This window comes from Methylobacterium sp. Gmos3, from assembly GCF_056430985.1.
This window is the reverse complement of sequence record NZ_JBWJYL010000002.1, coordinates 152516-178238: the sequence shown is the minus strand read 5'-3', so window position 1 is coordinate 178238 and position 25723 is coordinate 152516. Positions and strand designations below refer to the sequence as shown.

Sequence of the window (25723 nt, the reverse complement as noted above, 5' to 3'; positions counted from 1 at the left end):
TCGTACCGGCGAGGCACCGGTCTGCCACTGGTTGAGGATGCTGCCATGACGAACGCGTCGCGCGCTCAGATCGATCTGGAAGCACTTGCGCGCGACCTGCGTCACGAAGACGGTGCGGGACGCGCGGCGGCGAAGGTCGATCCGCTGGCGGAACTCGCCAAAATCGTGGGGCAGGACGATCCGTTCCGCGCGCTCCTCGCCGCCCGCAACACCACCCGTCCGGCCCCGGAAGACGAGGTGTCGCACGGCCGGGCCGATGCCGCGGAACAGGCCTGGCAGCTGCGGACGGATACCCACTTCCCGCACGACGAGGCGCCGCGCCAGACCCCGGCCGACGCCTTCGACCAGTATCTCGCCTCCGTCGAGCGCGACATGCACGCCTATCCCGACGAGCAGCCGGCCGATGGCGAGGCTTTGCCCGAGCCGGACGAGGCCTATGACGACGCCCGTTCCCTGCGCCGGGCCGAGCCCCGTCGCCGCTTCGCGTCGGTGGGCGCCGGCTTGGCCGTCGTCGCCATCGCGGTCACGGGCGCGCTGACCTACAAGGGCTTCCACGGAACGGGGAGCGGTGCCGTCCCGCTAGTCCAGGCCGACACGGCGCCGCTGAAGGTCGCGCCGAAGGTCGCCGACGGCGTCGAGATTCCCGATCAGAACCGCCAGATCTACGACCGCAACGCGACCTCGAAGGACAGCAACGGCCAGGTGAAGGTCGTGAACCGCGAGGAGCAGCCCCTCGACGTCAGCGAGGCGGCGCGCGCGGCCGGCGGTACCTCGTCGGCTCAGGGCACGACGCCGGGGAACGGCCCGTTCGAGGCCTTCGGCGAACCGCGCCGCGTGCGCACCGTCTCCGTGAAGCCCGAAGCCCCGGCGGCGCCCCAGCCGCAGGCCGAGCCTGCCGCCGCGCCGCCCGTCCCGGTGCCGACCATGGTGCTGCCGGGCAGCGACACCGCGTCGGCGCCTCAGGCGCCGCCCGCGCCGATCGCCGCCAAGCCGGTCAAGCCCGCCGCCCGTCAGGTCGAGGCGACCTCCGCCGCGGCGAGCATGCCGGAGCTGCCGTCCGCCGTCGCGCCGAAGCCCGTCGCGGCGCCGAAGAAGGCGCCCCAGCGGGTCGCTTCGGTCTCGTCGGACCCGATGCCGGCCGCCAGCCCCGAGACGACCCAGGCCACGTCGGCCATCGACACGACGTCGCCGGTGAGCGGCTTCTCCGTCCAGCTCGGTGTCCGCAGTTCGGCGAGCGATGCCCACGCCGCCTTCCGGCAGATGCAATCGAAGTACAGCCAGCTCTCCGGCAAGCCGGAACTGATCCGTCAGGCCGAGGTGAATGGGAAGACCATCTTCCGCGTTCGCGTCGGGCCGCTGTCGAAGGACGAGGCGTCGAGCCTGTGTTCCTCGCTCCAGGGCGGCGGCGGCCAGTGCTTCGTGGCCAAGAACTGACCTCGACCGTTTAGGCTCGGAAAGGGCGGGCGCGCGGCGCCCGCCGACCGGATCGAGTCCCCCCGGCAACACCTCCCCCTACAAGCGCTGGGCCGGCCCTCCTGGCCGGGTTCCCGCCTTGCGCGGTGCCGACGCCTGCCCGATTCTTTCCATCCCGATTCGTACTCCCGGCCCTTCTGCCCCGGAACGCCCCGACATGACCTCCCGCGCCCTGATTCTCGGCTGCGCCGGCAAGACGCTCCTCCCCGAGGAGGCGGCCTTCTTCCGGGATGCGCGGCCCTGGGGCTTCATCCTGTTCAAGCGCAACATCGGCACGCCCGACGAGGTCCGCGCGCTCACCGCCGCCCTGCGCGATTGCGTCGGCCGGGCCGAGTCGCCGATCCTCATCGATCAGGAGGGCGGCCGGGTGCAGCGCATGGGGCCGCCGCACTGGCCGAAATATCCGGCGGGCGGCAGCTACGGCCGCCTGAACGGCTCGGCCGAGACCATCGCCCGGCTCGGTGCCCGGCTCATCGCGCACGATCTCGCGGAGGTCGGCATCAACGTCGATTGCGCACCGGTCCTCGACGTGCCCTCGCCGGGTGCGCACGACATCATCGGCGACCGGGCCTATGGCGACAGCCCTGAGGCGGTGGTGGCCATCGGCCGCGCCGTCGCGGAAGGGCTGATGGCCGGCGGCGTCCTGCCCGTGGTGAAGCACATGCCCGGCCACGGCCGCGCCGCCTGCGACAGCCACAAGGGCCTGCCGGTGGTCGACGCCGCCCTGGCCGACCTGCGCGGCCGGGACTTCGTGCCCTTTCGCGCGCTGGCCGACTTGCCCATGGCCATGAGCGCGCACGTGGTGTTCACGGCGCTCGACCCGGATCGCCCCGCGACACAATCGCCCGTGGTGATCCGCGACATCATCCGCGGCGAGATCGGCTTCGACGGCCTGCTGATGACCGACGACCTGTCGATGCACGCCTTGACCGGGCCGTTCCGCGCCCGCGCCGAGGCCGCTTTCGCGGCGGGGATCGACATCGCCCTCCACTGCAACGGCGAGGCGGAGGAGATGCGCGCCGTCTGCGAGGGCACGCCGCTTTTGACGGGCGATGCCGCCCGCCGGGCCGAGGCGGCGCTGGCGCGGCTCGGGAGCCTTCAGGACGGGCTCGACCTGCCGGAGGCGCGGGCGCGTTTCGCGGCGGCGTTCGCCGAGGCCGCCTGACGCCGGGGCCACGACCCTCCACCGTCGTCACCACCGCACCGTCCGCTTGCGCTTGTGTTCCGGGGGCGCGCTCCCTAGGTTCGCGGGAAATTCCTCAAGTGGATGGGGTGCTCCGGTCGCGTGGCCTTAGGGCCAGGGCGGAGCACAGGAGGTCGTCATGGGTAGCATGAGCATCTGGCACTGGGTCATCGTCGCGGTCATCGTGATGATGCTCTTCGGACGCGGCAAGGTGTCCGATCTGATGGGTGACGTCGCCAAGGGCATCAAGGCGTTCAAGAAGGGCATGGCCGAGGACGAGACGCCCCCGCCGGCCCAGCCTGCCGCCCCGCCGCCGCCGCAGCCGGTGCGCACCATCCCCCACACCGCCGAGACCAGCCCCGGCACCGCCGTTCCGGCGAGCCACCTGCCCGGCGGTGAGAGCAAGACGATCTGAAGATCAACCGGGAGCCGTTGGGGCGCGCGTGCCCGCTCGCAGAGAGGCGTGAGGGGAGCGACACCCCCACGGCCGCAGGACCGTCGACGACATGCTGGACATGAGCTGGGGCGAGGTGATGCTGATCGGCGGCGTCGCCCTCATCGTCATCGGACCGAAGGACTTGCCGAAGGCGCTGCGCACCGTCGGTCAGGTCACGACCAAGCTGCGCCGCATGGCCGGCGAGTTCCAGATGCAGTTCAACGAGGCGATCCGCGAAGCGGAGCTCGATGAAGTGCGCAAGGAGGTCGACGGCATCCGCGACACGATGCGCGGCGGCTCGCTGTTCAACCCGGTTCAGACGATCCGCGATGAGTTGCGCGGCGCCGTCGAGGGCCGCGCCACCAAGACCGAGGCGCCGGCTGCGCTTCCCGTCCCGGCGGCCGAGACCTATGGCCCGCCGAAGCCGGAGCCGGTGATCGAGCCACCACCACCCCCGCCCGCGCCGAAGCCGCGCAGCCTTGCCGACGCGACGGCGAAGCTGAAGGCCGAGCGGCAGGTCGCGCAGGGCGAGACTCTGCCGGTGCCCGGTTCGGTGGACGATCCCTACGGAACGCCCGAGCCCACGCCCCTGCGCAGCGAGACGGCGGCACAATGATGACCGAGGCCGACGAGGCCGAGATCGAGGCGTCGCGGGCGCCGCTTCTCGAACACCTGATCGAACTGCGCTCGCGGCTGATCAAGTCGTTGATCGCGTTCGTGCTGATGTTCTTCGCGTGCTTCTTCTTCTCGCGGGATATCTACAACATTCTCGTCTACCCCTACGTCTCGATCGTGGGGGCGCAGAACGCCGAGCTGATCGCCACGCATTTCCTTGAGCAGGTGTTCACCAACATCAAGCTGAGCGTCTTCGGCGCCGCCTTCCTGGCGTTCCCGGTGATCGCCACGCAGATCTACGCCTTCGTGGCGCCGGGGCTCTACCGCAACGAGCGGAAGGCGTTCCTGCCCTACCTCGTTGCCACGCCGATCTTCTTCATCCTCGGCGCGCTGGTTGTGTTCTTCCTGGCGATGCCGCTGCTGATCAAGTTCTCGGTGTCGCTGCAGCAGGTCGGCGTCGCGGGCGAGCCGACGATCAAGCTGCTGCCGAAGGTCGACGAGTATCTGTCGCTGATCATGACGCTGATCTTCGCGTTCGGCCTCGCGTTCCAGCTGCCGGTGATCCTGACGCTGCTCGGGCAGGTCGGCATCATCGATTCCAAGTTCCTGCGCGAGAAGCGCCGCTACGCCATCGTGCTGGTCTTCGTCGCGGCGGCGATCCTGACGCCCCCGGACGTGATCTCGCAGCTCTCCCTCGCGATCCCGATGCTGCTGCTCTACGAGGCCTCGGTGTTCTCGGTGGCGCGGGTCGAGGCACGGCGCAGGGCGCAGCGCATCGCGGACGGGCTGGAGCCGTAGGGCTCCGTCTACCGCTTCGCCGTCATTGCGAGCAAAGCGAAGCAATCCAGGGTGGCGCCACGTCTTCCGAACGGTGCGCTTCCCTGGATTGCTTCACTGCGTTCGCAATGACGATGGCGGGTTTCAGCCCACCCGCAACAACACGTGCTTCTTCTTGCCGAAGGACAGCTTGATGACGCCGTCCGCCGTCAGGTCGGACGGGCGCAGCACCGCCTTGTCGTCGCTGACCTGAACATCGTTCACCCGCAGCCCGCCGCCCTTGATCTGGCGGCGCGCCTCGCTGGTCGAGGGCACGAGCTTGGCGTGCTCCGGCCCGAAGGCGGTGAGCACGCCGAGGCCGGCTTCCAGCACCGAACCCGGTACGGTGATGGTCGGTAGGTCGGCGGCGAGAGAGCCTTCCACGAAGGTCTTGCGCGCCGTCTCGGCGGCGGCCTCGCCGGCTTCACGACCGTGCATCAGCGCCGTCGCCTCGGTGGCGAGCACCTTCTTGGCCTCGTTGATCTCGGCGCCGCCGAGGGCGGCCAGCCGGGCCACCTCGTCCATCGGCAGCAGGGTGAACAGCTTGAGGAAGCGCGCGACGTCGGCGTCCTCGGTGTTCCGCCAGAACTGCCAGTAATCGTAGGGCGAGAGCATCTCCGGGTTCAGCCACACCGCGCCGGCGGCGGTCTTGCCCATCTTGGCGCCGGACGAGGTCGTCAGCAGCGGGCAGGTCAGGGCGTAGAGCTGCGGCGTGCCCATGCGGCGGCCGAGATCGATGCCGTTGACGATGTTGCCCCACTGGTCCGATCCGCCCATCTGGAGGATCGTCCCGTAGCGCCGGTTCAGCTCCACGAAGTCGTAGGACTGGAGGATCATGTAGTTGAACTCCAGGAACGACAATTCCTGGTCGCGCTCCAGGCGCAGGCGCACGCTGTCCATGGCCAGCATCCGATTCACCGAGAAGTGGCGGCCGATGTCGCGCAGCATCTCGATGTAGTTGAGCTTGGTCAGCCACTCGGCATTGTCGACCATCACCGCGTCGTTGCCGGCCTCGCCGAACCGCAGGAACCGGTCGAAGGTCTTGCGGATCTCGGCCTTGTTGGCGTCGATCTGCTCGATGGTGAGGATCTTTCGCGATTCATCGCGGCCCGAGGGGTCGCCCACACGGGTCGTGCCGCCGCCCATCAGGGCGATGGGCTTGCCGCCGGTCGCCTGCAACCAGTGCAGCATCATGATCGAGAGCAGGTGCCCGACATGCAGCGAGGCGGCCGTGCAATCGTAGCCGACGTAAGTCGTCAGGCGCCCTTCCTGGGCGGCGGCATCGATCCCGGCCATGTCGGAGGCCTGGTGGATATAGCCGCGCTCGGTCAGGATCCGCAGGAAGTCGGATTTGGGCGTGAAGTCGGCGCTCATCGGGTTCACGAAGTTCGGGGCGGGCGACAGGGTGCGGCCCGCGTGCTAGCTCCCCGTCATGGGGATCGGCTGGGCTCTTAACAGCCCGGTCCGGGAAAGGCACGGGGGAAGGTATGGCGATGTCGCGCGCGATCGGCCTGATGAGCGGCACATCGCTCGACGGTGTCGACGTGGCGCTCATCGAGACGGACGGGGAAACCGTCCGCGTGGTGAAGGGCCACAACAACTTCCTCGAACCGCTCGGCCCCACCGGCTATCGCGGCTATTCGGACGAGGAGAAGGCGCTCCTGCGTGCCGCCACCAAGGACGCCGAGGCCATCGTCCAGCCGGGCGACCGGCCGGGCCGGCTGCCCGAGGCCGAGAGCTTCGTCACCGCGGCTCATGCCGAAGCGGTGGAGCGCTTCCTGGCCGAGAACGGTCTGAAGCCCTCCGACATCGATGTGATCGGCTTCCACGGTCAGACGGTGATCCACCGGCCGGATCAGCGCATTTCCGTGCAGGTCGGCGACGGTCAGGCGCTGGCGAGCCGGCTGGGCATCCCGGTCGTGTCGGACCTGCGCCGGGCCGATGTCGAGGCGGGAGGGCAGGGGGCACCGCTGGTGCCGGTGTTCCACAAGGCCCTGGCCGAGGCGTCGGGCTTCGCGGGGCCGGTGGGCATCCTCAACATCGGGGGCGTGGCGAACGCGACGCTAATCGATTCGAAGGGCGGCGTCATCGCCTTCGATACCGGGCCGGGCAACGCCCTCATCGACGAGTGGATGCAGGAGCGCGAGGGCAAAAACCTCGACGATGGCGGCCGAACCGCCGCGCGCGGGCGACCGGACGAGCCGCTGCTGGCGTGGCTGCTGATGCACCCGTTCTTCTTCCGCAAGCCGCCGAAGTCGCTCGACCGGAACTGGTTCTCCCATAAGCTCGCGGGGCAGCTCTCGACCGAGGACGGCGCGGCGACACTCACCGCCTTCACCGCCCGCGCAGTGGCCCGCGCCCTCGACCACGCTCCCGAAATCCCGGCCCGCTGGATCGTAGCCGGCGGCGGGGCGCGCAACGGCGAGTTGGTGCGATTGCTGAACTACCACCTGCGCTCGGAGATCACGACGGCGGATGCCATCGGCTGGTCCTCGGCCTATCTCGAAGCGCAGGCCTTCGCGTACCTCGCGGTGCGCTCGCAGAAGGGCCTGCCCATCACCTTCCCGGCGACGACGGGCGTCCGCGAGCCGATCAGCGGCGGCAGCCTCGCCCTGCCGTGAGCCTCGGCTACGCCCTCCGGCGCATCGTGGAGGAATATCCCCTCGCCAAGCTCGAACCGCCCGCCGGGCATGTCCTCGCCACCGTGATCCGCAAGGGCGCCCCGGACGAGCTGCGCCGGGCGCTGGAACCGGTGGAGGGCACCTTCCTCGTGAAGGGCAGTCCGGGGCGCGGCACCCGTTGGGCGGCGGTGCCGTGGCTCGCGGTGTTCGACCCTGCTGTGACGACGAGCGCCACGCGGGGCTACTACCTCGTCTACCTATTCCCCGCCGACCAGGAGCGGGTGCATCTCTCCCTGGCCCAGGGCACCGTCGCGGCCCTGCGCGAGCATGGCCCGCGCGCCCTGGACCATCTGCGCACGAGCGGCGACCGCCTGCGCGAGCGGCTGTCGGATTTCGCGGAGCGGTTGCCGCACTCCAGCCTGAGCCTCGGCACGGCCGGAGAACTGCCCGAAGGCTACGAGGTCGCGCACATCCTCGGCCTGTCCTACGGCCTCGACGAACTCGGCGACGAGGCGCGGCTGCGGGCCGATCTGGCGCTCGGCATCGAGGCCTACCGGGCGCTCAAGGCGCGCGGCGGGCTCGCGTTCTGAGGTGCCTCAGCCGACTTCGTCCGTATGCACGTCGAACCGGGCGAGGTTGGCGAAGCCGAAATTCGTGGAGATCGCGACATCCGTCGCGTCGCGGCCCCGCGCCATGACGATGCGGCCGATGCGCGGGCGGTTGTGCCGGGCGTCGAATGTGTACCAGCGCGGGCCGTCCGGCCCTTCGAGGAACACCTCGAACCACGCGGAGAAATCCATCGGCGCCGGATCCTTCGGCACGCCGATGTCGCCGAGGTAGCCGGTCGCGTAGCGGGCCGGGAAGTTCATGCAGCGGCAGAAGGTGATAGCGAGGTGGGCGAAATCCCGGCACACGCCCTCGCGCTGCATGAAGCCGTCATGGGCGGTGCGGGTCGCGTCGGCGCGCTGGTAGTCGAAGCGGATGTGGTTGTGGACGTAATCCACGATGGCCTGCACCCGGCCCCAGCCCTCCGGTGCCGTGCCGAATAGCGACCACGCCGTCGGCGCGAGCTTGTCGGTGTCGCAGTAGCGGGAGCCGAGCAGGTAGACGAGCACCTCATCCGGCAAATCCTGCACCGGAATCTGCCGCGCCTCTGGCACGGTCGCATCGGGCAGGCCGCTGTCATAGACCTCGAAATCCGCCGAGACGGTCAGACGCCCCGGCGGCGCGACGATGCGATGACAGAGGTTCCCGAAATCGTCGCGGTACTCGCGCGTCTGTACCGGCGGATCGAAGGTGAGCACGTGCGGTGTCAGCACGTCCGGCATCCGGTTCGGATGCACACTCACCATCAGGATCATCGGCGTCGGTTGCAGCGTCTCGAACGCGATATCGAAGCCGGTTCTTATCCGCATCGTCCTCACCTTGTCTTTGCAATCCTAAGGCGAGACTCGTGCCAAGGCGCCCGTCGGCCGCGCGATTTGATCTCAGACGATCGGGGGCGCCGGCTCGCGGGCGGCGCGCTCGGCCTCCACCAGCACGTCCATCGGTCGCCAGGGCTTGGCGATGAACACGGCGTCCTGCGGAAGGTCCGGGCGGCGGACGACATGGCCGGACGTGACGACGAGGCGCGCCCTCGGCCACAGCGTCGCCACGGCACGGGCGAGTTGCAGCCCGTCCATCTCCCCGGCGAGGCGCACGTCGGCGAAGACGAGGGCGACCTCGCCTCCGCGCTGGCGCAGCACGGCGAGGGCTTCCTCGGCGCTGGGGCAGCCGACGACTTCCAACTCCGTCTCTTCGAGCAGGGTCTCGGCCAGTTGGCGGATCTCGGGCTCGTCCTCGACCACGATGGCGAGGTGGACGGGCGTCGCGTCGCAGGCCGGGCGCTCATGCCCGTTGCGCTCGGGGGCCGGTGTCGGCTGCGTCTGCTTCACCCGCTTCACGAGGGCGGCGAGATGCTGCGGCACACCTTCGGTGATGAGATCGTCGTAGAAGGAGGCCAGCGTCTGCCCGATCTGATCGAGCGGAACGCCCGGCGTCAGCGTGTCCGTGTAGGGCGTATGAGCCTCAGGATGCGGCTTCCTCAAAGATCCCCCCGACACAGTGTCACGCCGCCTAGTCGTGCGGCTACCTGGGTAGAGAAGTCGGCAATCCGCGCTGGGTTGCGATTGTCGCAGCGAAAGTCTCGCGGCTCGCGAGAGCTTTACTGCGTTTCGACCGCGGTATCGGTGTCCGCGTAAGCCATGATGCCGGAGAGGGCGCGGACATTCTGATAGCGCGTGCCGCGCGTCTGCATCATCGCTTCGAACTTCTCGTGAACCTGCGCCACCGACAAGCTCATCGGCTTGCGGTGCCGGCCCCGACCGACGAAGCGGTTGGCGGCGAAGAAGATCGAGCGGTTGGCGCGGGCCGGGCCGGGGAGCAGCGCGGCGGCGGCGGCGGCCGGCTTATTCACGACCTTGTCGAGGAAGTCGCCGGCATCGTCCGGGCCGAGGAAGTGGGCGAGGTACACTTCGCCGAGGGTGAGTTCGCGTCCTATGCGCTGGCTGATTCGCGCGGCGTCGCGCTTCAGCATCTCGCCGGCCAGGAGCGCGGAGAGGTAGGGATCGCGGCGCAGTTCGAGGACGCGGGCGCGCTCGGCCGGATCGGTGATGACCGGCTTGTCGTTGGCGTCGGACGTGACGAGGGCGGCTTCCTTGGCGAGCCCGTACTTGGCGCCGAAATCGCGGACCACGCCGAGCCACGTGCGCTCGATGAACTGGTAGAGGCCGGTAGCCGAGGAGGTCTTGGCCTGCACGGCGGTGATGAAGCTCGATTCCTTGTCGGCCACCGCCATCAGCAGCACCGGATCGGTCTGCACGGCCTGCGCCGCCTTCACGATGGTCTGCACCAAGTGGCGCCGGATCTTCATCGGCCCGAATTCGAGGATGTCGTTCGGGTCGCCGCCGGAGGATTGCGACAGGAGGTAATCGTAGGACACCCGGTCGACCCCGCTGGAGCCGACTTCGGTGTCGAGGTCGTGGACCGGGGCGAAGCTCGCGGAGGCGCGCAGCGTCGCCTTCTCCAGGTCTTCGCTCAGCGCGACCAGATGTAGGTTCGGACGCGGCATCCTGATCTCGGTGGCGGCCTCGGCCGGAGTCACCGCCTGGGGCAGGCCGAGCTTGCTGAGATCGATGCCCGAACCGATCAGCGCCGCGCTCAGGGAGCCGGCGAGGAACGTGACGGTGAGGAGCGAGCGGACCAGGGCGGTCTTGCTGCCGTGCAGGGCGCCGACCGGCGAATGCGCCGCGATGGCGCCGTTGCCGCCCTTGCCGAAACGGCGGTCATGCGCCGCGCCGGGCTTCGCGTTCATCGTCTTCCCCGATCCGACCGCTCGGCCCTGCATCGTGATTCCGTTTCCCGCTGCGCCGACCTGGCGCCGATGGGCTTAATCTGGCTTGACAGATGTGGCGACAACACGGCCGCGCTTGTGGCGAGGGTGGGGCAATCCCCGGCGATTTCACGGCACCCTGGCCGCTGAGGGCCGGCAATCCGCCCCCTCGCGCCCAAGCCGCACTCTCGCTTCGTGACTCCCGCCTGTTCCATCCTTAAGAGGACGCTACAGGGAGGTGCGCCTGAGTGTGCCTCCGACACATGACGTGAGAAGCCTGAAAGTCTGCCAGATGAGCGGCGTCAACGAGATCCGGTCGACCTTCCTCGACTTCTTCGCCGAGGCCGGCCACACGGTCGTCCCGTCCTCGGGACTTGTCCCGAAGAACGACCCCACCTTGATGTTCACGAACGCCGGCATGGTGCAGTTCAAGAACGTCTTCACGGGCGTCGAGAAGCGGCCCTATGACCGCGCGGTCACGGCGCAGAAATGCGTCCGCGCCGGGGGCAAGCACAACGATCTCGACAACGTGGGCTATACGGCCCGCCACCACACCTTCTTCGAGATGCTCGGCAATTTCTCGTTCGGCGACTACTTCAAGGAGCGCGCGATCGAGCTGGCCTGGACGCTCATCACCAAGGAATTCGGGCTCTCGCCCGAGAAGCTCCTCGTCACCGTCTACGCGGATGACGACGACGCGGCTTTGCTGTGGAAGAAGATCGCGGGTTTCCCGGACCACAAGATCATCCGCATCGGCACCTCGGACAACTTCTGGCAGATGGGCGACACCGGCCCCTGCGGACCCTGCTCGGAGATCTTCATCGACCAGGGCCCCGAGCTTCGGGGCGGCCCGCCCGGCAGCCCGGACGAGGATGGCGACCGCTTCCTCGAGTTCTGGAACCTCGTGTTCATGCAATACGAGCAGCTGGAACCAGGCGCGCGCCATCCGCTGCCGCGTCCGTCCATCGATACCGGCATGGGCCTGGAGCGCATCGCCGCCGTCCTGCAGGGCGTGAAGTCGAACTACGACACCGACCTGTTCCGGTCGCTGATCGAGGCCGTGGCCCATGCGGTGTCCCGCGCGCCTGAACCGTCCACGATGGCGTCCTACCGGGTGATCGCCGATCACCTGCGCGCCTCGGCCTTCCTCGTCGCGGACGGCGTGCTGCCGGGCAACGAGGGGCGCGGCTACGTGCTCCGGCGGATCATGCGCCGGGCGATGCGCCATGCCGAGATCCTGGGCGCCCGCGAGCCCACCATGTACCGGCTGGTGCCAGCGCTGGTCCGCGAAATGGGGCAGGCCTATCCCGAATTGATGCGCGCCGAGGCGCTGATCGGCGAGACGCTGAAGCTCGAGGAGACCCGCTTCCGCCGCACCCTGGAACGGGGCCTCTCGATCCTCGACACCGAGAGCCGCGACCTTCGGCCCGGCCAGAACCTTTCCGGCGAGACGGCCTTCACCCTTTACGACACCTACGGCTTCCCCCTCGACCTGACACAGGACGCCCTGAAGGCGCGCGGCATCGGCGTGGACACCGATGCCTTCCAGTCGGCGATGCAGCGCCAGAAGCAGGCGGCTCGCGAGGCCTGGAAGGGCTCGGGCGAATCCGCCACCGAGGCGGTGTGGTTCGGCCTGCGCGAGCGCGTCGGCGCCACGGAGTTCCTGGGCTACGAGACCGAAAGCGCCGAGGGCGTGGTGACCGCCCTGCTGTTCGAGGGCGCCGAGACCGCCGAACTCAAGGCCGGGCAATCGGGCTTCGCCCTGCTGAACCAGACGCCGTTCTACGCGGAATCGGGCGGTCAGGTCGGCGATACCGGCACGATCCTGGCTGCGGGGCTGAAGGTGCGTGTCACCGATACGCAGAAGAAGCTCGGCGACCTATTCGTCCATGCGGTGACGGTGGAGGAGGGGACGCTCAAGGTCGAGCAGCCGGTCGAGCTCAAGGTCGATTACGCCCGCCGCCGCGCGATCCGCGCCAATCACTCGGCCACGCACCTCCTGCACGAGGCCCTGCGGCAGGTGCTGGGCGATCACGTCGCGCAGAAGGGTTCGCTGGTCACGCCGGAGCGCCTGCGCTTCGATATCAGCCATCCGAAGCCGATCGAGGCCGAGGAAATCGCGCGCGTCGAGGACATCGCCAACGCGGTGCTGCTGCAGAACGAGCCGGTGGTGACGAAGCTGATGGCTGTCGACGACGCCATCGAGTCCGGCGCGCGGGCGCTGTTCGGCGAGAAATACGGCGACGAGGTTCGCGTGGTGTCCATGGGCCTGCCGACCGGCGAGGCTGGCAACAAGGCGTTCTCGGTGGAACTCTGCGGCGGCACCCATGCCGGGCGCACGGGAGATATCGGCGCCATCACCATCGTCGCCGAGAGCGCCGTGGGCGCCGGCGTGCGCCGGATCGAGGCGCTGACGGCGGACGCCGCGCGGCGCCACCGGGCTGAGGAGGCGCGCACGCTGGCCTCGCTGGCGGGCATCCTGAAGGCTCCGGCCTCCGAGGCACCCGACCGTCTGACGGCCCTCATGGAGGAGCGCCGCCGGCTGGAGCGCGAACTCACCGAGGCGCGGAAGAAGCTCGCCATGGGCGGGGGCGGCACCGCCGCCGAAGACGCGCCAAAGGAGGTCGCGGGCGTGCGGCTGATGGCGCGGGTCGTGGAGGGCGTGGAGATGCGCGACCTCAAGAGCCTCGCGGACGAGGGCAAGAGCCGCCTCGGCTCCGGCATCGTCGCCATCGTCGGCGTCGCGCCGGATGGCAAGGCGGGGCTCGTGGTCGGCGTCACGGAGGATTTGACGGGTCGCTTCGATGCGGTCGGCCTCGTGCGGGCCGGTGCCGAGGCGCTGGGCGGCAAGGGCGGCGGCGGACGCCGGGACATGGCTCAGGCCGGGGGGCCGAACGGTACGGGCGCCCAGGCCGCCCTGGATGCCATCGAGCAGGCTTTGGGCGCAGCGGCCTGATACGGAAAGGGCCGCACCCTGAGGTGCGGCCCTTTCGTTTCGGCGTAGCGGTTACTTGCTTCCGCCACCACCGCCCTGCGGGGCGGCGCGCGAGGGCTGGGCCGCATTGCCGGCGGCGGACGAGTCGTTCGAGATCGAATCCGCCGCGCGTCCCGTCGGGGTGTAGCTCACCGCAGGATCGCCGCCGGTCGAGTTGCTGAGGGGCGTCACGACGCCAGGAGCGCCGCGCGGCACGACAACGGTGGTGCTGGTGGGGGTCTCGATCACCTGGGCCAGGGCGGGCGTCGCAACGGCGGCTGCGAGCGCGGCGGTGATCGTCAGTTTGGTGAGGGCGTTCATTGGTATCCGTCTCATGCTGTGTGGGACGGGGAACCTCGATTGCGCACTATCGATCCGCCAGGGCGCCAATGCCGCGTGCGTCAGCGCACTCTTGGCAGCGGATTAATTCCCACAGTCCTTTCTAGCTGAGCAGCCTGATTGGTCCGCCCGCTCCGTCTTTGCGAGCGTCAGCGAAGCAATCCAGGGCAGCGGGACGTCGCAGGACGGTGGCGGAACCCTGGATTGCTTCGCTGCGCTCGCAAAGACGATGAGCTTTGGAGAGGACGCTGCGGTCTCAGCTTATTTCGTGCGGGTCCATTTCTGGCTCTTGCACAGGAAGCCGAGCACGCAGCCCGACACTTCCAGCGTGTCCGGTGTGGTGAGCTTCATCGAGCCCGAATAGGTCTTGCCGTCGTTCGGGTTGTAGAGGCTTCCCGAATAGCCGTTGCCGTCCGGCTTGCGCGCATCGAGGATCTGCACGCCGATGACGCTGCGACCACGCAGGGAGGGATCGGGATTGTTGGCATCGAGCGCCTTGCCCGGTGCGCTGACGATGGTGCCGCAATAACCGCCGCCGCAGGGCGCAATCTTCACCCGCGACTTCCCCGTCTCCGTCAGCCACAGGCCGCTCGGATCCCCCGGCGCCGCATGGGCCGGGCCGGCGAGACCCGCGAGCAGGGCGACTCCAGCAAGGCGAAGCGAAACGGGCATCGAGGCAGTTCTCCTAAAAGGGTGTGACTAACGGATCGGAGGAAGCGTCGCGCCGAGATAGGTCTCGATGACCTCGCAGAACGGCGCCCCGGCGCCGGTCAGGAGAAGGGCATCGACCCGCACCAAGGGTGCGTCGGGGCCGGGCTCCGCAGCGAGCGGGTAGTTTTCCACCGCGACGACCCGGCGTACCGGCGCCAATGGGCGGACGACACGGCCGAAGGGCACGCTCGACCCGTCGAGCGCCGCGTTCATCTCGGGGGTGAGGCGGGCGGGCACGTACCAATTGTCCGCTTCGGACAGCACCCGGTCGCCGCAGGCGAGGCGGACATGGCGGTAGCGAACGGGCTCGTTGGGTCCGACGCCGAGCCGGAGGCGCTGCTCGGCCGTGGGCGGCTTTTCCGCACCGATCTCGCGCCGGGCGACGATACGCGCTTCGCCGGCCAGTCCCTTCTCGGCGCACCATGATTCGAGGACGGCCGTCGCGCTGTCCGAATGCAGGATGCGTCCGCGCAGATCGGCGACCATGGCCTCGACAGGGGAAGCGGGGCGGATCGGTGATACACCCTCGGCGCGAACCGCATTCGACGCGGCGATCACGGCGGACACGATGCCGACCGCGCTCAAGACAGTGCGAAGGGAGACGGATCCGGTGCGCGACCGAGCAGAAGCAGCACTGGGATCCGAAAGAGAAATGGTGGAGCCTAACGGGATCGAACCGATGACCTCTTCCATGCCATGGAAGCGCTCTCCCAGCTGAGCTAAGGCCCCACTATTTGCCGCCGCGGTTGGGTTCCGCAGGGTTCGCCGCTCCGGCTGGCGGCCGGCGAGGGCGGTTCTATAAGCGCCCTGCCCGCCGGACTCAAGCCCTTTTTGCGAGATTGCGACCGAGGGTTTCAGCTCTCTTCGTCGTTCTCGATATCGCCGTCGATCAGGTCGGCCACATCGTCGTCGCCGGCATCCTCTTCCTCCAGGAAGGTATCGTCGTCGTCGCTGGTGGAATCGCCGTCCTCGGTGGAATCATCCTCGGGCGTGGGATCGGCTTCGTCCTCGGCGGCCTCGACCTCATCGAGGGAGACCATCTCCGGACCCTTCTCGTCCGTCTCGTCCTCATCGTCATCGGTGCTGCGCGAGATCGCCGGCGGGGCCACGCGGCCGGCCGCAGCCTGGTAGACCGCGCCGCATTTGGGGCAGGTCGCGGGGTCGCGGGCGAGGTCGTAAAACTTCGCGCCGCAGCTCATGCACTGGCGTTTCAGGCCGAGTTCCTGTCGGGCCACGGGGGACACCTCGTCGTCGAGATTTGGGTGGGAAGGCGCCCGGTTAGTCGCGGCTGTCGCCCCTGTCAATCGAGGGGGCGTCGAAGGGGAAACGTCAATGTTTTCCCGAGCCTCGCCCTCTCGCTGAGGGGCGCGGGCATACACGCGGATGACGAAGGGCGGCGCCCGTGTTAACCGCGCCGCGAACCGGCCGCCGGGACATCCCCGGCGTGCATCGCGCCGGCCCTTTCCGGCGCAGAAGACCCGAACGGACTTGACCCGTGTCGCACGACCTACCTCCCGAGCCCCTCACCGCCTCGCCCGGTGCCGCCCTGACGGGGCGCCTGCGCCCGCCGGGGGACAAGTCGATCTCCCATCGGGCGATGATCCTCGGCCTGCTCAGCCAGGGCCGCACCCGCGTCGAAGGCCTTCTCGAGGGCGATGACGTGCTGCGCACCGCCGCCGCCGCGAAGGCGCTTGGCGCCACCATCGAGCGGCTCGGCGAGGGGCGCTGGATCGTGGACGGCGTCGGCATCGGCGGCCTTACCGATCCGGCCGACGTGCTCGATTTCGGCAATGCCGGCACCGGCTCGCGCCTGATGATGGGCGTGGTCGGCGGACAGCCCGTCACCGCCACCTTCGACGGCGACGCCTCCCTGCGCTCGCGCCCGATGCGTCGCATCCTCGACCCGCTGACGCAGATGGGTACGCAGGTCGTGTCCGAGGCGGCGGGCGGGCGCGTGCCCCTGACCCTGCGCGGGCCGCAGGAGGCGATTCCGATCACCTACGAGACGCCCGCCGCCTCGGCGCAGATCAAGTCGGCCGTGCTGCTCGCGGCCCTCAACGCCCCCGGCACCACGACGGTAATCGAGGCCGCTGCCACCCGCGACCATACCGAGCGGATGCTGCGCCTGTTCGGTGCCGAGGTGCGCGTGGAGCCCCACGGGCCGCAAGGCCATGGCCGGCGCATCGCGCTGACCGGCCAGCCAACCCTGCGCGGCACCGACGTGATCGTGCCGGCCGACCCGTCCTCGGCGGCCTTCCCGCTGGTTGCCGCGCTGATCACCCCCGGCTCCGACATCGTGATCGATGGCGTGATGATGAATCCGCTGCGCACCGGCCTCATCACCACGCTGATCGAGATGGGGGCCGACATCGCGCGCGTGAACGAGCGCGAGGAGGGCGGCGAGACGGTCGCCGACCTGCGCGTGCGGGCGAGCCGCCTCAACGGCGTCGATGTCCCCGCCGAGCGGGCGCCCGCGATGATCGACGAGTATCCCGTCCTCGCCGTGGCCGCCTCCTTCGCGCAGGGCACGACCCGCATGAACGGCCTGCACGAGTTGCGCGTGAAGGAATCCGACCGCCTCGCCGCCGTGGCGGCGGGCCTCGCGGTCAACGGTATTCCCCATCGCATCGAGGGCGACGATCTGATCGTGGAGGGCGACGGCGCAGCGCCGAAGGGCGGCGGGACGGTGGCGACGCATCTCGACCACCGCATCGCCATGTCGTTCCTCGTCCTGGGCCTCGCGACGCGCGAGCCCGTGACCGTGGACGACGGCGCGATGATCGCCACCAGCTTCCCGAGCTTCCTGCCGACCATGTCCGCCCTGGGCGGCCGGATCGGAGCCTGACATGCCCTTCGTGATCGCCATCGACGGACCCGCCGCTTCGGGCAAGGGCACCCTCGCCAAGCGGCTCGCCGCCCATTACGGCCTGCCGCATCTCGACACGGGGCTGCTCTACCGCGCCGTCGCCTTCGTGCTGCTGCAAGCCGGCGATTCCCTGGACGACACCCGCGCCGCCGCCCGGGCCGCCGAGAACCTTGAGGCCCGCCACCTCACCGATACGCGCCTGCGCGACCGGGCCATGGGTGAGGCGGCCTCGCGCATCTCGGCGGTGCCGGAGGTGCGCGCGGCTTTGCTCGCGTGGCAGCGGCGCTTCGCCGCCGACCCGGCCGGCGCCGTCCTCGACGGCCGCGACATCGGCACGGTGGTGTGTCCGGCGGCGAGCGTGAAGCTGTTCATCACCGCCTCCGCGCAGGAGCGCGCCCGCCGCCGCCACCGGGAACTCGCCGAGCGGGGGGAGTCGGCCTCGCTGGACGGCATCCTCGCCGACATCGAGGCCCGCGACGCCCGCGATTCCTCGCGCAGCGCCGCCCCCCTGCGCATGGCCGACGACGCGGTGAAGCTCGACACGACCGAGCTCGACGTCACGGCGGCCTTCGACAGGGCCCGCGCCATCGTGGAGCGGGCCCGCGCGAGCATCGGTTGACCCTCCCGATCCGCTCCCCTATTGCGGTGGCCCTCGGCCCCGCTCGACGGGGACGCGAGCGCGTAGCTCAGCTGGTAGAGCAACGGACTTTTAATCTGTAGGTCCTGGGTTCGAGTCCCAGCGCGCTCACCACATCTTCGGACACTCAGTCGAACCGCCAGCCATCCACTGGACTGTGCTAGGCTGGCGCCATGCTGAATTGGCCTGCCGAGGGCGATGCCCTCATCGCCCCCGCCGTCGCCCGCAACCGCGACGCCATCCTCGCCGTGCTTCGCCGGGCGCTGCCCGGGGCCGGGACTGTGCTCGAAGTGGCGAGCGGGTCGGGCGAACATGCCGTCCATTTCGCGCGCGCCCTGCCGGATCTCGTCTGGCAGCCGAGCGATCCGGAGGCGGCGGCGCTCCGCAGCATCGCCGCCCATGCCCGCCTCGCCGGCCTCCCCAACCTCCGCGAGCCGCTCCACCTCGATGCCGCCGCGCCGGACTGGCCCATCGCGACGGCGGATGCCCTCGTCTGCATCAACATGATTCATATCGCGCCCTGGTCCGCCGCCGAGGGACTGATGGCGGGCGCGGGGCGGCTCCTTCCGGCGGGAGCGCCGCTCGTGCTCTACGGCCCGTTCCGGGAGGAGGGGCGGCCGACCGCGCCGAGCAACGAGGCCTTCGATGCCGATCTGCGCCTGCGCGACCCGCGCTGGGGCCTGCGGCAACTGGAAGAGGTTGCGCGGCTGGCGCAGGCGCAAGGCCTCGCCCTCGCGGAGCGGATCGCGATGCCGGCGAATAACCTCACCCTCGTCTTCCGCAGGTCTGCTGCCTGAGGGTTGCCTTGCGCCCCGCTCCCGTGCGGGCGTACAGGCTTTCAGAGTGAGCCCACGGAGACTTGTGAGCGCGATGACAGACCGGCTGCCCGGCTTCAACACCCTGGCGATTCACGCGGGCGCCGCCCCCGACGCGGCGACGGGCGCCCGCGCGACGCCGATCTACCAGACCACGAGCTTCGTGTTCGATGACGTCGACCACGCCGCGTCGCTGTTCGGCCTCCAGGCCTTCGGCAACATCTACACGCGCATCACCAACCCGACGAACGCAGTGCTCGAAGAGCGGATCGCGGCGCTGGAAGGCGGCACTGCGGCGCTCGCGGTGGCCTCTGGCCACGCGGCCGAGTTCCTGACCATGCACGCGCTGATGCAGCCGGGTGACGAATTCATCGCGGCCAACAAGCTGTATGGCGGCTCGATCAACCAGTTCAATCATTCCTACCGGAACTTCGGCTGGTCGGTGGTCTGGGCAGACACCGACAACCCGGCCTCGTTCGAGGCGGCGATCACGCCTCGCACCAAGGCGATCTTCTGCGAATCCATCGCCAACCCCGGCGGCGTCATCACCGACATCGCGGCGCTGTCGGTGATCGCCAAGAAGCACAACATCCCGCTCATCGTCGACAACACGATGGCGACGCCGTACCTGATCCGCCCGTTCGAGCACGGCGCGGACATCGTGGTGCATTCGGCGACCAAGTTCCTCGGCGGCCACGGCAATTCCATCGGCGGCCTGATCGTCGATGGCGGCACGTTCCAGTGGGCCGGGGACGCCCGCTACCCGATGATGAGCCAGCCCCGGCCGGAATATGCCGGCATGGTGCTCGCCGAGACCTTCGGCAATTTCGGCTTCGCCATCGCCTGCCGCGTGCTCGGCCTGCGCGACCTCGGGCCGTCGCTCTCGCCCTTCAACGCCTTCCTCATCCTCAACGGCATCGAGACCCTGCCGCTGCGGATGCAGCGCCATTCCGACAACGCGCTGACGGTCGCGAGCTTCCTCGCCAAGCACGAGGCGGTGGAGTGGGTGAGCTACCCCGGACTCGAGAGCGACAAGTATTACGCGCTCGCCAAGCGCTATACGCCGCACGGTGCGGGCGCCGTGTTCACGTTCGGCCTGAAGGGCGGCTACGAGGCGGGCGTGAAACTCGTCTCGAACCTCGAACTGTTCTCGCACCTCGCCAATATCGGCGACACGCGCTCGCTCATCATCCACCCGGCCTCGACCACCCACCGGCAGCTCACCGACGCGCAGAAGACTGCCGCCGGAGCCGGACCTGAGGTTGTGCGCCTGTCGATCGGCCTGGAAGACCCGGCCGACCTGATCGAGGACCTGGACGGGGGCCTGCGGAGCTAGGGTGGGGGCGGGCGCCTCAGAGCCCGACCGAAACGGTCGCGACGGCGCCTCACCCCCCACCGTCTTTGCGAGCGTGAGCGAAGCAATCCAGGGGCGGGAGGGCCGCTTCCGACCGTGGAGCGTCCCTGGATTGCTTCGTTCCTCGCAATGACGGGGGAGACGCGACCTTTCCGGTCAGAATCTCAGAACGCCTCGACCTCCAGCGCCATCGTCGTGGCAGCCCCGGCCTTGATGCGTGCGAGACGCAAGCCCGTCTCCGGCAGGCTGCGCTCCATGAAATACCGGCCGGTGACGAGCTTGCGCTCCCACCGGGCGGTGTCGCCGCCCTCGGCTTTCCGGGCGAGCGCCGCGCGGGCGATGCGGCACCACATGTAGCCCAGCGCCACCAGCCCCAGCAGGTGCATGTAATCGGTGGCGCCCGCGCCCGCGTTGTCCGGGTTGCCCATCGCGTTCTGCATCAGCCACATCGTCGCCTGCTGCAGATCGCCCATTGCCGCCTGGAGCGGCTTCGCGAAGGCGGCTTCATCCTCGCCGCTCTCCTTCAGAAAGGCCTGGACCTCGCCGAGGAAGGCCATCATCGCCCGCCCGCCATCCTTGGGAAGCTTGCGGCCGATCAGGTCCATGGCCTGGATGCCGTTGGCGCCCTCGTAGATCATGGCGATGCGGGCATCGCGCACGAATTGCGACATGCCCCATTCCTCGACATAGCCGTGGCCGCCGAAGACCTGCTGCGCCTCGACGGCGTTGGCGAAGCCGCGGTCGGTCAGCACGCCCTTCACTACCGGGGTCATCAGGCCCATCAGGTCGTCGGCCGTCTGCCTCTCCTTCGCGTCCTCTGCCCGGTGGAGGATGTCGCCTTGCAGCGCCGTCCACAGCACCAGGGCGCGGGCGGCCTCGTTGAAGGCGCGGACCTGCATGAGGATGCGGCGGATGTCCGGGTGGACGATGATCGGGTCGGCCGCCCGCTCCGGCGCCTTGGCCCCCGTAAGGGCGCGGCCCTGGAGCCGGTCCTTCGCGTAGGCGACGGCGTTCTGGTAGGCGGCCTCCGATTGGCCGAGCCCCTGCACCCCCACCGCGAGGCGCGCCTCGTTCATCATCACGAACATGGCGTTGAGGCCACGGTTCGCCTCGCCCACGAGATAGCCCCTCGCGCCGTCGTAGTTCATCACGCAGGTGCTGTTGCCGTGGATGCCCATCTTGTGCTCGATCGAGCCGCAGGACACGCCGTTGCGTTCGCCGAGGGACCCGTCCTCGTTCACCAGCACCTTCGGCACCAGGAACAGCGAGATGCCCTTTGTCCCGGCCGGCGCACCCTCGATGCGGGCGAGCACGAGGTGGACGATGTTCTCCGCGAGGTCGTGCTCGCCGGCCGAGATGAAGATCTTGGTGCCGGAGATCGCGTAAGAGCCGTCTCCGTTCGGCGCCGCCTTGGTCCGGAGCAGGCCGAGATCCGTGCCGCAATGCGGTTCGGTGAGGTTCATCGTGCCCGTCCACGCACCCTCGACCATCTTGGGCACGTACCGCGCCTTCTGCTCCTCCGTGCCGTGGACGAGGAGCGCCGCCACCGCGCCCTGGGTCAGGCCCGGATACATGCTGAGGGCGAGGTTGGCGCCGGACGCGAAATCCTGGATCGCGGTGTTGATAACCTGAGGTAGCCCCTGGCCGCCGTATTCCTCCGGGACCGACAGGCCCATCCAGCCGCCGCCGGCATAGGCGTCGTAGGCCGCCTTGAAGCCGGTCGGCGTGGTGACGCGCCCGTCGGGATGGCGCTTGCAGCCCTCTCGGTCGCCGGCTTGGTTCACGGGGGCGAGGATCTCGTCGGCGAGCTTGCCGCCCTCGCGCAGGACGGCCTCCACCAGATCCGGCGTCGCGTCGGCGAAGCCTGCGAGGTTGGACCTTCCTTGCAGACCCAGCACGTCGTTGAGCAGGAACAGCGTGTCGTCCACCGGAGCGCGGTATTGCGGCATGCGAATTTTCCCACCTTACGATTCGCGCGGCCATCTGCCGGGCCACCTGTGATCGGCAAATCTTAAACGGCTGAGGCGGGTACCAGCAACGGTGGCATCCCTCCCGCAGCTTGCCGCACGGAAACGATGTCGCGGGGCGCAAGTCCTTGAACCTGCGGCCATACCGGTCGACCGGGGCGCTTCGCCCGACAGATAACACGCAATAGTTGCAAAGCGGCGGATCAACAGGTTCGGGGCAATCTTCGCCGCAACCTTAACCCGATGTTTACCAACAAATTTAATGGTTGGCGCAAGGCGGTCCACAGGTTGCAGCGCCGGGGATGACCCTCGGTCTGGAACGGTCGGCCACCGCGCTGCTCGCCGATGACGACAGGCCGACGATGAACCGCAACGCGATCTCGCATTTCGATAGTTTCGATCCGGAGGTGATCGAAGCCGCCCGCGATGTCGCGAGCCGTGCCGGCGTTCCCCTCGAGGCGTGGATCGCCTCCGTCGTGCCGCAGCACCTCGCCCCGTTCGGCGGCAGCGCCGAGCGTCAGGTCTCTCAGGATACGAGCTGGTCTGTGCGGGATGCCGCACGCGAACCGGCCGGCTCGGCGTCCCCCGAAGGTTCGGCCACCCTCATGACTCGCGACGACGGTTCCGACCGCCCCATGGAAGCCGAGCGCCGCATGGCGGCGCAGGACGAGCAGAAGCGCCTCGAGGAGATCGAGCTCCGCATCGACCGCGCCCTCCAGACGGACCCGGTTCAGCAGGTGAACGATCGCCTTGGCGAGATCGAGCGCCGGGTCGCCGAGCTGGACGATCAGGTCACGGCTCGCCCGGGCGCCAAGCGCGGCAAGTCGACCGCCGCCGAGATGCGCGAAGCGGTGCAGGCCATCCGCCAGCGCCAGCGCGAACTCGCCACGCAGGCCGAGCCGGCCGGCACCGTCGCCACGATGCACCGCGATCTGGAGCGTCGCCTGGGCACCGAGACCGAAGTCCAGGTTCAGGCTGCCGGCGAGCCGAAGACCGAGGCGGCCGGGAAGCCGGCCGGCTCCCTGCCGGGCTATGTCATCGCAGAGCTGCGGCGCGAGGCGGCGCAGCTGAACGAGACGATCACGCCGCTGGCCACGAACGCCGACATCGCCTCCCTGGACAACGCCCTCGATTCGCTCGCGGGCAACATCGCGCGGGCTCGCTCCGATGCCGAGGTGCCGGCGCTCGCTCTGCCGCTGGCCGTGATCCGCACGCGGATCAAGGAACTCGACCTCGCGGATGCGGAAGCCGCCCACGCCCAGGTCGCCGCCGGCATCAAGCGGTTCAAGAATCGCCTGGACATCGCCATCGCCTTCCAGGAGGACGATGCCGACCGCAGCGACCTCGACGGCCTCTCCGCCGAACTCGTCTCCATCCGCGCCGCCGCCGCCGAGCTGGCCGAGCCTCGGCGCCTGGGCGAGGTGATCGCGCGCGTTTCGGCGCTCAGCGACGACATCGCCCGCATTCCCCCCGCCGAGCAGCCGAAGCCGCAGCCCAAGCAGCAGTCCAAGCCGGAGGCGCAGCCCGCCCATAACGGAGAGCTCGCGGACGAGATCAACGCGTTGGCCGAGAAGGTCGACAGCCTGTCCGCCCGCGCCGACTTCGAAACCGGCGCCCGCCCGAAGGGTGCCGCCCCGGCACCGACCGGCGAGATGGCGTCGATCCACGCGATGCTGCACAGCCTCGCGGAGAAGGTCGACCGCGTCGGCGAGCGCAACGGGCCGGATGGGCTCGACGCGCTGGAGAAGCAGGTCCTCACCCTGGTCGACAGGATCGAGGCGCCCTCCGCCCTCGACCCGGCTCTGACCAGCCTCGAGCGGACGATGAACGACCTGATGCATCAGGTCGAGGCGCTGCGGGAGGTCTCGCCCAACGAGGCGGTGATTACCCGCGCCGCCAAGCAGGCCGTCGCGGAATCGCTCAAGCAGGTGAACTGCGCCGCGACCCCGAACGAGTTCGGCCTCCTTCGCACGAGCCTCGCGGAGATGCAGGCCCGTCAGATCGCCTCGGACGAGCGGCTGAGCGCCACCCTCGAAGGCGTGCAATCGGCCCTCGACCGCCTCGTGACCCGGCTCGGCTCCGTGGAGGCCCCGCCGGCAGCGCGCGGCCCGTCCCTCGACGAGCGGCTGATGACCTCGACCACCGTCGAGGCGCCCCGCGCCACGTGGCGCGCCCCGCAGCGCGAGGAGGCCGAGCCGGCGCCCGCTCAGTCCGCCACGGAAGCGCTGCTCGAGCCCGGCACGCCGCGCCCCAATCGCGCGCCCTCGATCACCGTCGAGAAGCGTGAGCCGGTGCTGAAGGCGCCCGCCAGCGACAAGGCGTCCACAGCGGACGGCGACATCAAGACGAGCTTCATCGCTGCCGCCCGTCGCGCGGCGCAGGCGGCGCAGGCCGAACTGGCCGCCGAAACTCCGGTCGAGCGGCCGCTCCGGCAGCGTGCCGCGCCGCAGGCCACCTCGGCGTCCGGGCCGATGACACGCCTTCGTTCGGAGGTCGATGCGCAACGCAAGCCGCTTCTGCTCGGGCTCGCCGCCGTCATCCTGACCCTCGGCGCGATCCAGGCGATCGGCATTCGCGGCGACGACACGAAGGGTCTGCCGCAGCTCGGCCCGGCGCCGGGTGCCAGCGTCGCGGAGAAGCTTGCCGACGCCCAGAAGGTTGCCGAGGCGCCGAAGGCTCTCACCTCGCCGGTCGCCAAGGATCCGAGCACCACGCAGACCGTCGCGAATCCCCGGCCGCAGGAGCCTCAGGCCCAGGCGAAGCCGACCGTGCCGCAGGTTCCGAACATGGCCGGTCTCGCCGGAGACCTCGCCAACGTGCCCGCAAGCCTCGCCAAGGTGAAGCAGGCGGCGCTGGACGGCGACGGCCCGGCCGTGTGGGAACTCGCCATGCGCGAGGCGGATGGGCGCGGGATGCCGCGCGACCTCGCCGCCGCCGCCAAGCTATTCGAGAAGCTTGCGAATACCGGATACGCCCCGGCGCAGTACAAGCTCGGCGCCCATTACGAGAAGGGTTCGGGCGTGACCCGCGACCTCGCCCAGGCCAAGCTGTGGTATGGCCGCGCGGCCGAACAGGGCCATGCCCGCGCCATGCACAATCTCGGCGTGATCTACGCCGAGAACCCGGCCGCCGGCGGCAAGCCGGACTTCGCCTCGGCCGCCTCCTGGTTCCGCCAGGGTGCCGAGCACGGGGTGCGCGATAGCCAGTACAACATCGCCGTGCTCTACGCCCGCGGCCTCGGCCTGACGCAGGACCTCGTGCAGTCCTTCGTGTGGTTCGCCGCGGCCGCCACGCAGGGCGATGAGGACGCCGGCAAGAAGCGCGACGACGTCGCCACCAAGCTCAGCGCGCCGGACCTCGCCCGGGCCAAGAGTCTCGCCGCCTCGTTCAAGCCGCGCCGGCTCGATCCGGCCGTGAACGAGCCTCCGGCGGTGGGCGATGCCGGCCAGGGTTCGGTGAGCCTCCTCGGCGCGCCGATCCCGAGCCCCACCATGAGCCAGGCCACCGGCCGCAAGGCGATCTGACCCCTCTTCCGCCCCGTCCGGC

22 protein-coding genes and 2 tRNA genes are annotated in these 25723 nt (G+C 69.6%); 14 read left to right on the top strand and 10 right to left on the bottom strand.

From position 1 onward, the window contains the following. Window positions 1-45: 45 nt before the first annotated feature. The 5 genes from ACS5Q7_RS04315 (at window position 46) to tatC (ending at window position 4505) form a co-directional block, all read left to right on the top strand. On the top strand, window positions 46-1434 hold the full coding sequence (locus ACS5Q7_RS04315) for an SPOR domain-containing protein (RefSeq protein ID WP_478338191.1): 1389 nt from the start codon (window positions 46-48) through the stop codon (window positions 1432-1434). A gap of 196 nt (window positions 1435-1630) precedes the next feature. After that, window positions 1631-2638 (top strand): beta-N-acetylhexosaminidase, encoded by a 1008-nt coding sequence (gene nagZ / locus ACS5Q7_RS04310; protein WP_478338190.1) that lies wholly within the window; start codon window positions 1631-1633, stop codon window positions 2636-2638. A gap of 157 nt (window positions 2639-2795) precedes the next feature. Further along, the gene (locus ACS5Q7_RS04305) at window positions 2796-3071 is read left to right on the top strand and encodes a twin-arginine translocase TatA/TatE family subunit (protein ID WP_478338189.1); all 276 of its coding nucleotides are present in this window, start codon (window positions 2796-2798) and stop codon (window positions 3069-3071) included. A gap of 91 nt (window positions 3072-3162) precedes the next feature. Then, window positions 3163-3708 carry a Sec-independent protein translocase protein TatB gene (gene tatB, locus ACS5Q7_RS04300; RefSeq protein ID WP_478338188.1) on the top strand — a complete coding sequence of 182 codons (546 nt, stop codon included), beginning with the start codon at window positions 3163-3165 and terminating at the stop codon, window positions 3706-3708. Further along, window positions 3705-4505: a twin-arginine translocase subunit TatC gene (tatC, locus tag ACS5Q7_RS04295; RefSeq protein WP_478338187.1), complete on the top strand. Its 801-nt coding sequence runs from the start codon at window positions 3705-3707 to the stop codon at window positions 4503-4505. The genes tatB and tatC overlap by 4 nt, the downstream gene beginning before the upstream one ends. A gap of 123 nt (window positions 4506-4628) precedes the next feature. On the opposite strand, the gene tyrS is transcribed toward tatC, so the two are convergent. After that, window positions 4629-5897 carry a tyrosine--tRNA ligase gene (tyrS, locus tag ACS5Q7_RS04290; RefSeq protein WP_478338186.1) on the bottom strand — a complete coding sequence of 423 codons (1269 nt, stop codon included), beginning with the start codon at window positions 5895-5897 and terminating at the stop codon, window positions 4629-4631. A gap of 113 nt (window positions 5898-6010) precedes the next feature. Here tyrS and ACS5Q7_RS04285 point away from each other — a divergent pair, with 113 nt between their 5' ends. Further along, window positions 6011-7144, top strand: a complete 1134-nt coding sequence (locus ACS5Q7_RS04285) for an anhydro-N-acetylmuramic acid kinase (RefSeq protein WP_478338185.1) — start codon at window positions 6011-6013, stop codon at window positions 7142-7144. Then, window positions 7141-7734, top strand: coding sequence for a DUF3578 domain-containing protein (locus tag ACS5Q7_RS04280; RefSeq protein WP_478338184.1), 594 nt, complete (start codon window positions 7141-7143; stop codon window positions 7732-7734). Before ACS5Q7_RS04285 ends, ACS5Q7_RS04280 begins: the two co-directional genes overlap by 4 nt. 6 nt (window positions 7735-7740) lie before the next feature. Here the strand turns inward: ACS5Q7_RS04280 and ACS5Q7_RS04275 are convergent, their stop codons facing one another. The 3 genes from ACS5Q7_RS04275 to ACS5Q7_RS04265 form a co-directional block, all read right to left on the bottom strand. After that, window positions 7741-8559 (bottom strand): transglutaminase domain-containing protein, encoded by an 819-nt coding sequence (locus tag ACS5Q7_RS04275; RefSeq protein WP_478338183.1) that lies wholly within the window; start codon window positions 8557-8559, stop codon window positions 7741-7743. 72 nt (window positions 8560-8631) lie between these two features. Beyond that, window positions 8632-9231 carry a response regulator gene (locus ACS5Q7_RS04270; protein WP_478338182.1) on the bottom strand — a complete coding sequence of 200 codons (600 nt, stop codon included), beginning with the start codon at window positions 9229-9231 and terminating at the stop codon, window positions 8632-8634. Between the two features lie 116 nt (window positions 9232-9347). Continuing rightward, window positions 9348-10529, bottom strand: coding sequence for a transglycosylase SLT domain-containing protein (locus tag ACS5Q7_RS04265; RefSeq protein WP_478338181.1), 1182 nt, complete (start codon window positions 10527-10529; stop codon window positions 9348-9350). A gap of 277 nt (window positions 10530-10806) precedes the next feature. On the opposite strand from ACS5Q7_RS04265, the gene alaS reads away from it, so the two are divergent. Then, on the top strand, window positions 10807-13470 hold the full coding sequence (alaS, locus tag ACS5Q7_RS04260; RefSeq protein ID WP_478338552.1) for an alanine--tRNA ligase: 2664 nt from the start codon (window positions 10807-10809) through the stop codon (window positions 13468-13470). A 51-nt stretch (window positions 13471-13521) separates the two neighbouring features. Here the strand turns inward: alaS and ACS5Q7_RS04255 are convergent, their stop codons facing one another. The 5 genes from ACS5Q7_RS04255 to ACS5Q7_RS04235 form a co-directional block, all read right to left on the bottom strand. Then, window positions 13522-13809, bottom strand: a complete 288-nt coding sequence (locus ACS5Q7_RS04255) for a hypothetical protein (protein ID WP_478338180.1) — start codon at window positions 13807-13809, stop codon at window positions 13522-13524. Window positions 13810-14088: 279 nt separating this feature from the next. Further along, window positions 14089-14499: a DUF2147 domain-containing protein gene (locus ACS5Q7_RS04250; protein WP_478338179.1), complete on the bottom strand. Its 411-nt coding sequence runs from the start codon at window positions 14497-14499 to the stop codon at window positions 14089-14091. A gap of 27 nt (window positions 14500-14526) precedes the next feature. Beyond that, window positions 14527-15105: a hypothetical protein gene (locus ACS5Q7_RS04245; RefSeq protein WP_478338178.1), complete on the bottom strand. Its 579-nt coding sequence runs from the start codon at window positions 15103-15105 to the stop codon at window positions 14527-14529. A gap of 86 nt (window positions 15106-15191) precedes the next feature. After that, window positions 15192-15267 (bottom strand) — tRNA-Ala (locus tag ACS5Q7_RS04240). Between the two features lie 125 nt (window positions 15268-15392). Next, entirely contained in the window at window positions 15393-15773 is a 381-nt protein-coding gene (locus ACS5Q7_RS04235; RefSeq protein WP_478338177.1) for a TIGR02300 family protein, read from the bottom strand. A gap of 260 nt (window positions 15774-16033) precedes the next feature. On the opposite strand from ACS5Q7_RS04235, the gene aroA reads away from it, so the two are divergent. The 5 genes from aroA (at window position 16034) to ACS5Q7_RS04210 (ending at window position 20192) form a co-directional block, all read left to right on the top strand. Then, complete coding sequence (gene aroA, locus ACS5Q7_RS04230; protein ID WP_478338176.1) at window positions 16034-17383, top strand: 3-phosphoshikimate 1-carboxyvinyltransferase; 1350 nt, start codon at window positions 16034-16036, stop codon at window positions 17381-17383. Window position 17384: 1 nt separating this feature from the next. Next, window positions 17385-18023 carry a (d)CMP kinase gene (gene cmk / locus ACS5Q7_RS04225; protein ID WP_478338175.1) on the top strand — a complete coding sequence of 213 codons (639 nt, stop codon included), beginning with the start codon at window positions 17385-17387 and terminating at the stop codon, window positions 18021-18023. Between the two features lie 56 nt (window positions 18024-18079). Then, window positions 18080-18155 (top strand) — tRNA-Lys (locus ACS5Q7_RS04220). Window positions 18156-18214: 59 nt separating this feature from the next. Further along, complete coding sequence (locus ACS5Q7_RS04215) at window positions 18215-18838, top strand: DUF938 domain-containing protein (RefSeq protein WP_478338174.1); 624 nt, start codon at window positions 18215-18217, stop codon at window positions 18836-18838. Window positions 18839-18911: 73 nt separating this feature from the next. Continuing rightward, window positions 18912-20192, top strand: a complete 1281-nt coding sequence (locus tag ACS5Q7_RS04210) for an O-acetylhomoserine aminocarboxypropyltransferase (protein ID WP_478338551.1) — start codon at window positions 18912-18914, stop codon at window positions 20190-20192. Between the two features lie 182 nt (window positions 20193-20374). Here ACS5Q7_RS04210 and ACS5Q7_RS04205 read toward each other — a convergent pair whose 3' ends face one another. Beyond that, window positions 20375-22159 carry an acyl-CoA dehydrogenase C-terminal domain-containing protein gene (locus ACS5Q7_RS04205; RefSeq protein WP_478338173.1) on the bottom strand — a complete coding sequence of 595 codons (1785 nt, stop codon included), beginning with the start codon at window positions 22157-22159 and terminating at the stop codon, window positions 20375-20377. 320 nt (window positions 22160-22479) lie between these two features. Here ACS5Q7_RS04205 and ACS5Q7_RS04200 point away from each other — a divergent pair, with 320 nt between their 5' ends. Next, a complete protein-coding gene (locus ACS5Q7_RS04200; RefSeq protein ID WP_478338172.1) occupies window positions 22480-25701 on the top strand; it encodes an SEL1-like repeat protein in 3222 nt (1073 codons plus the stop codon). The last annotated feature ends 22 nt before the right edge of the window (window positions 25702-25723 follow it).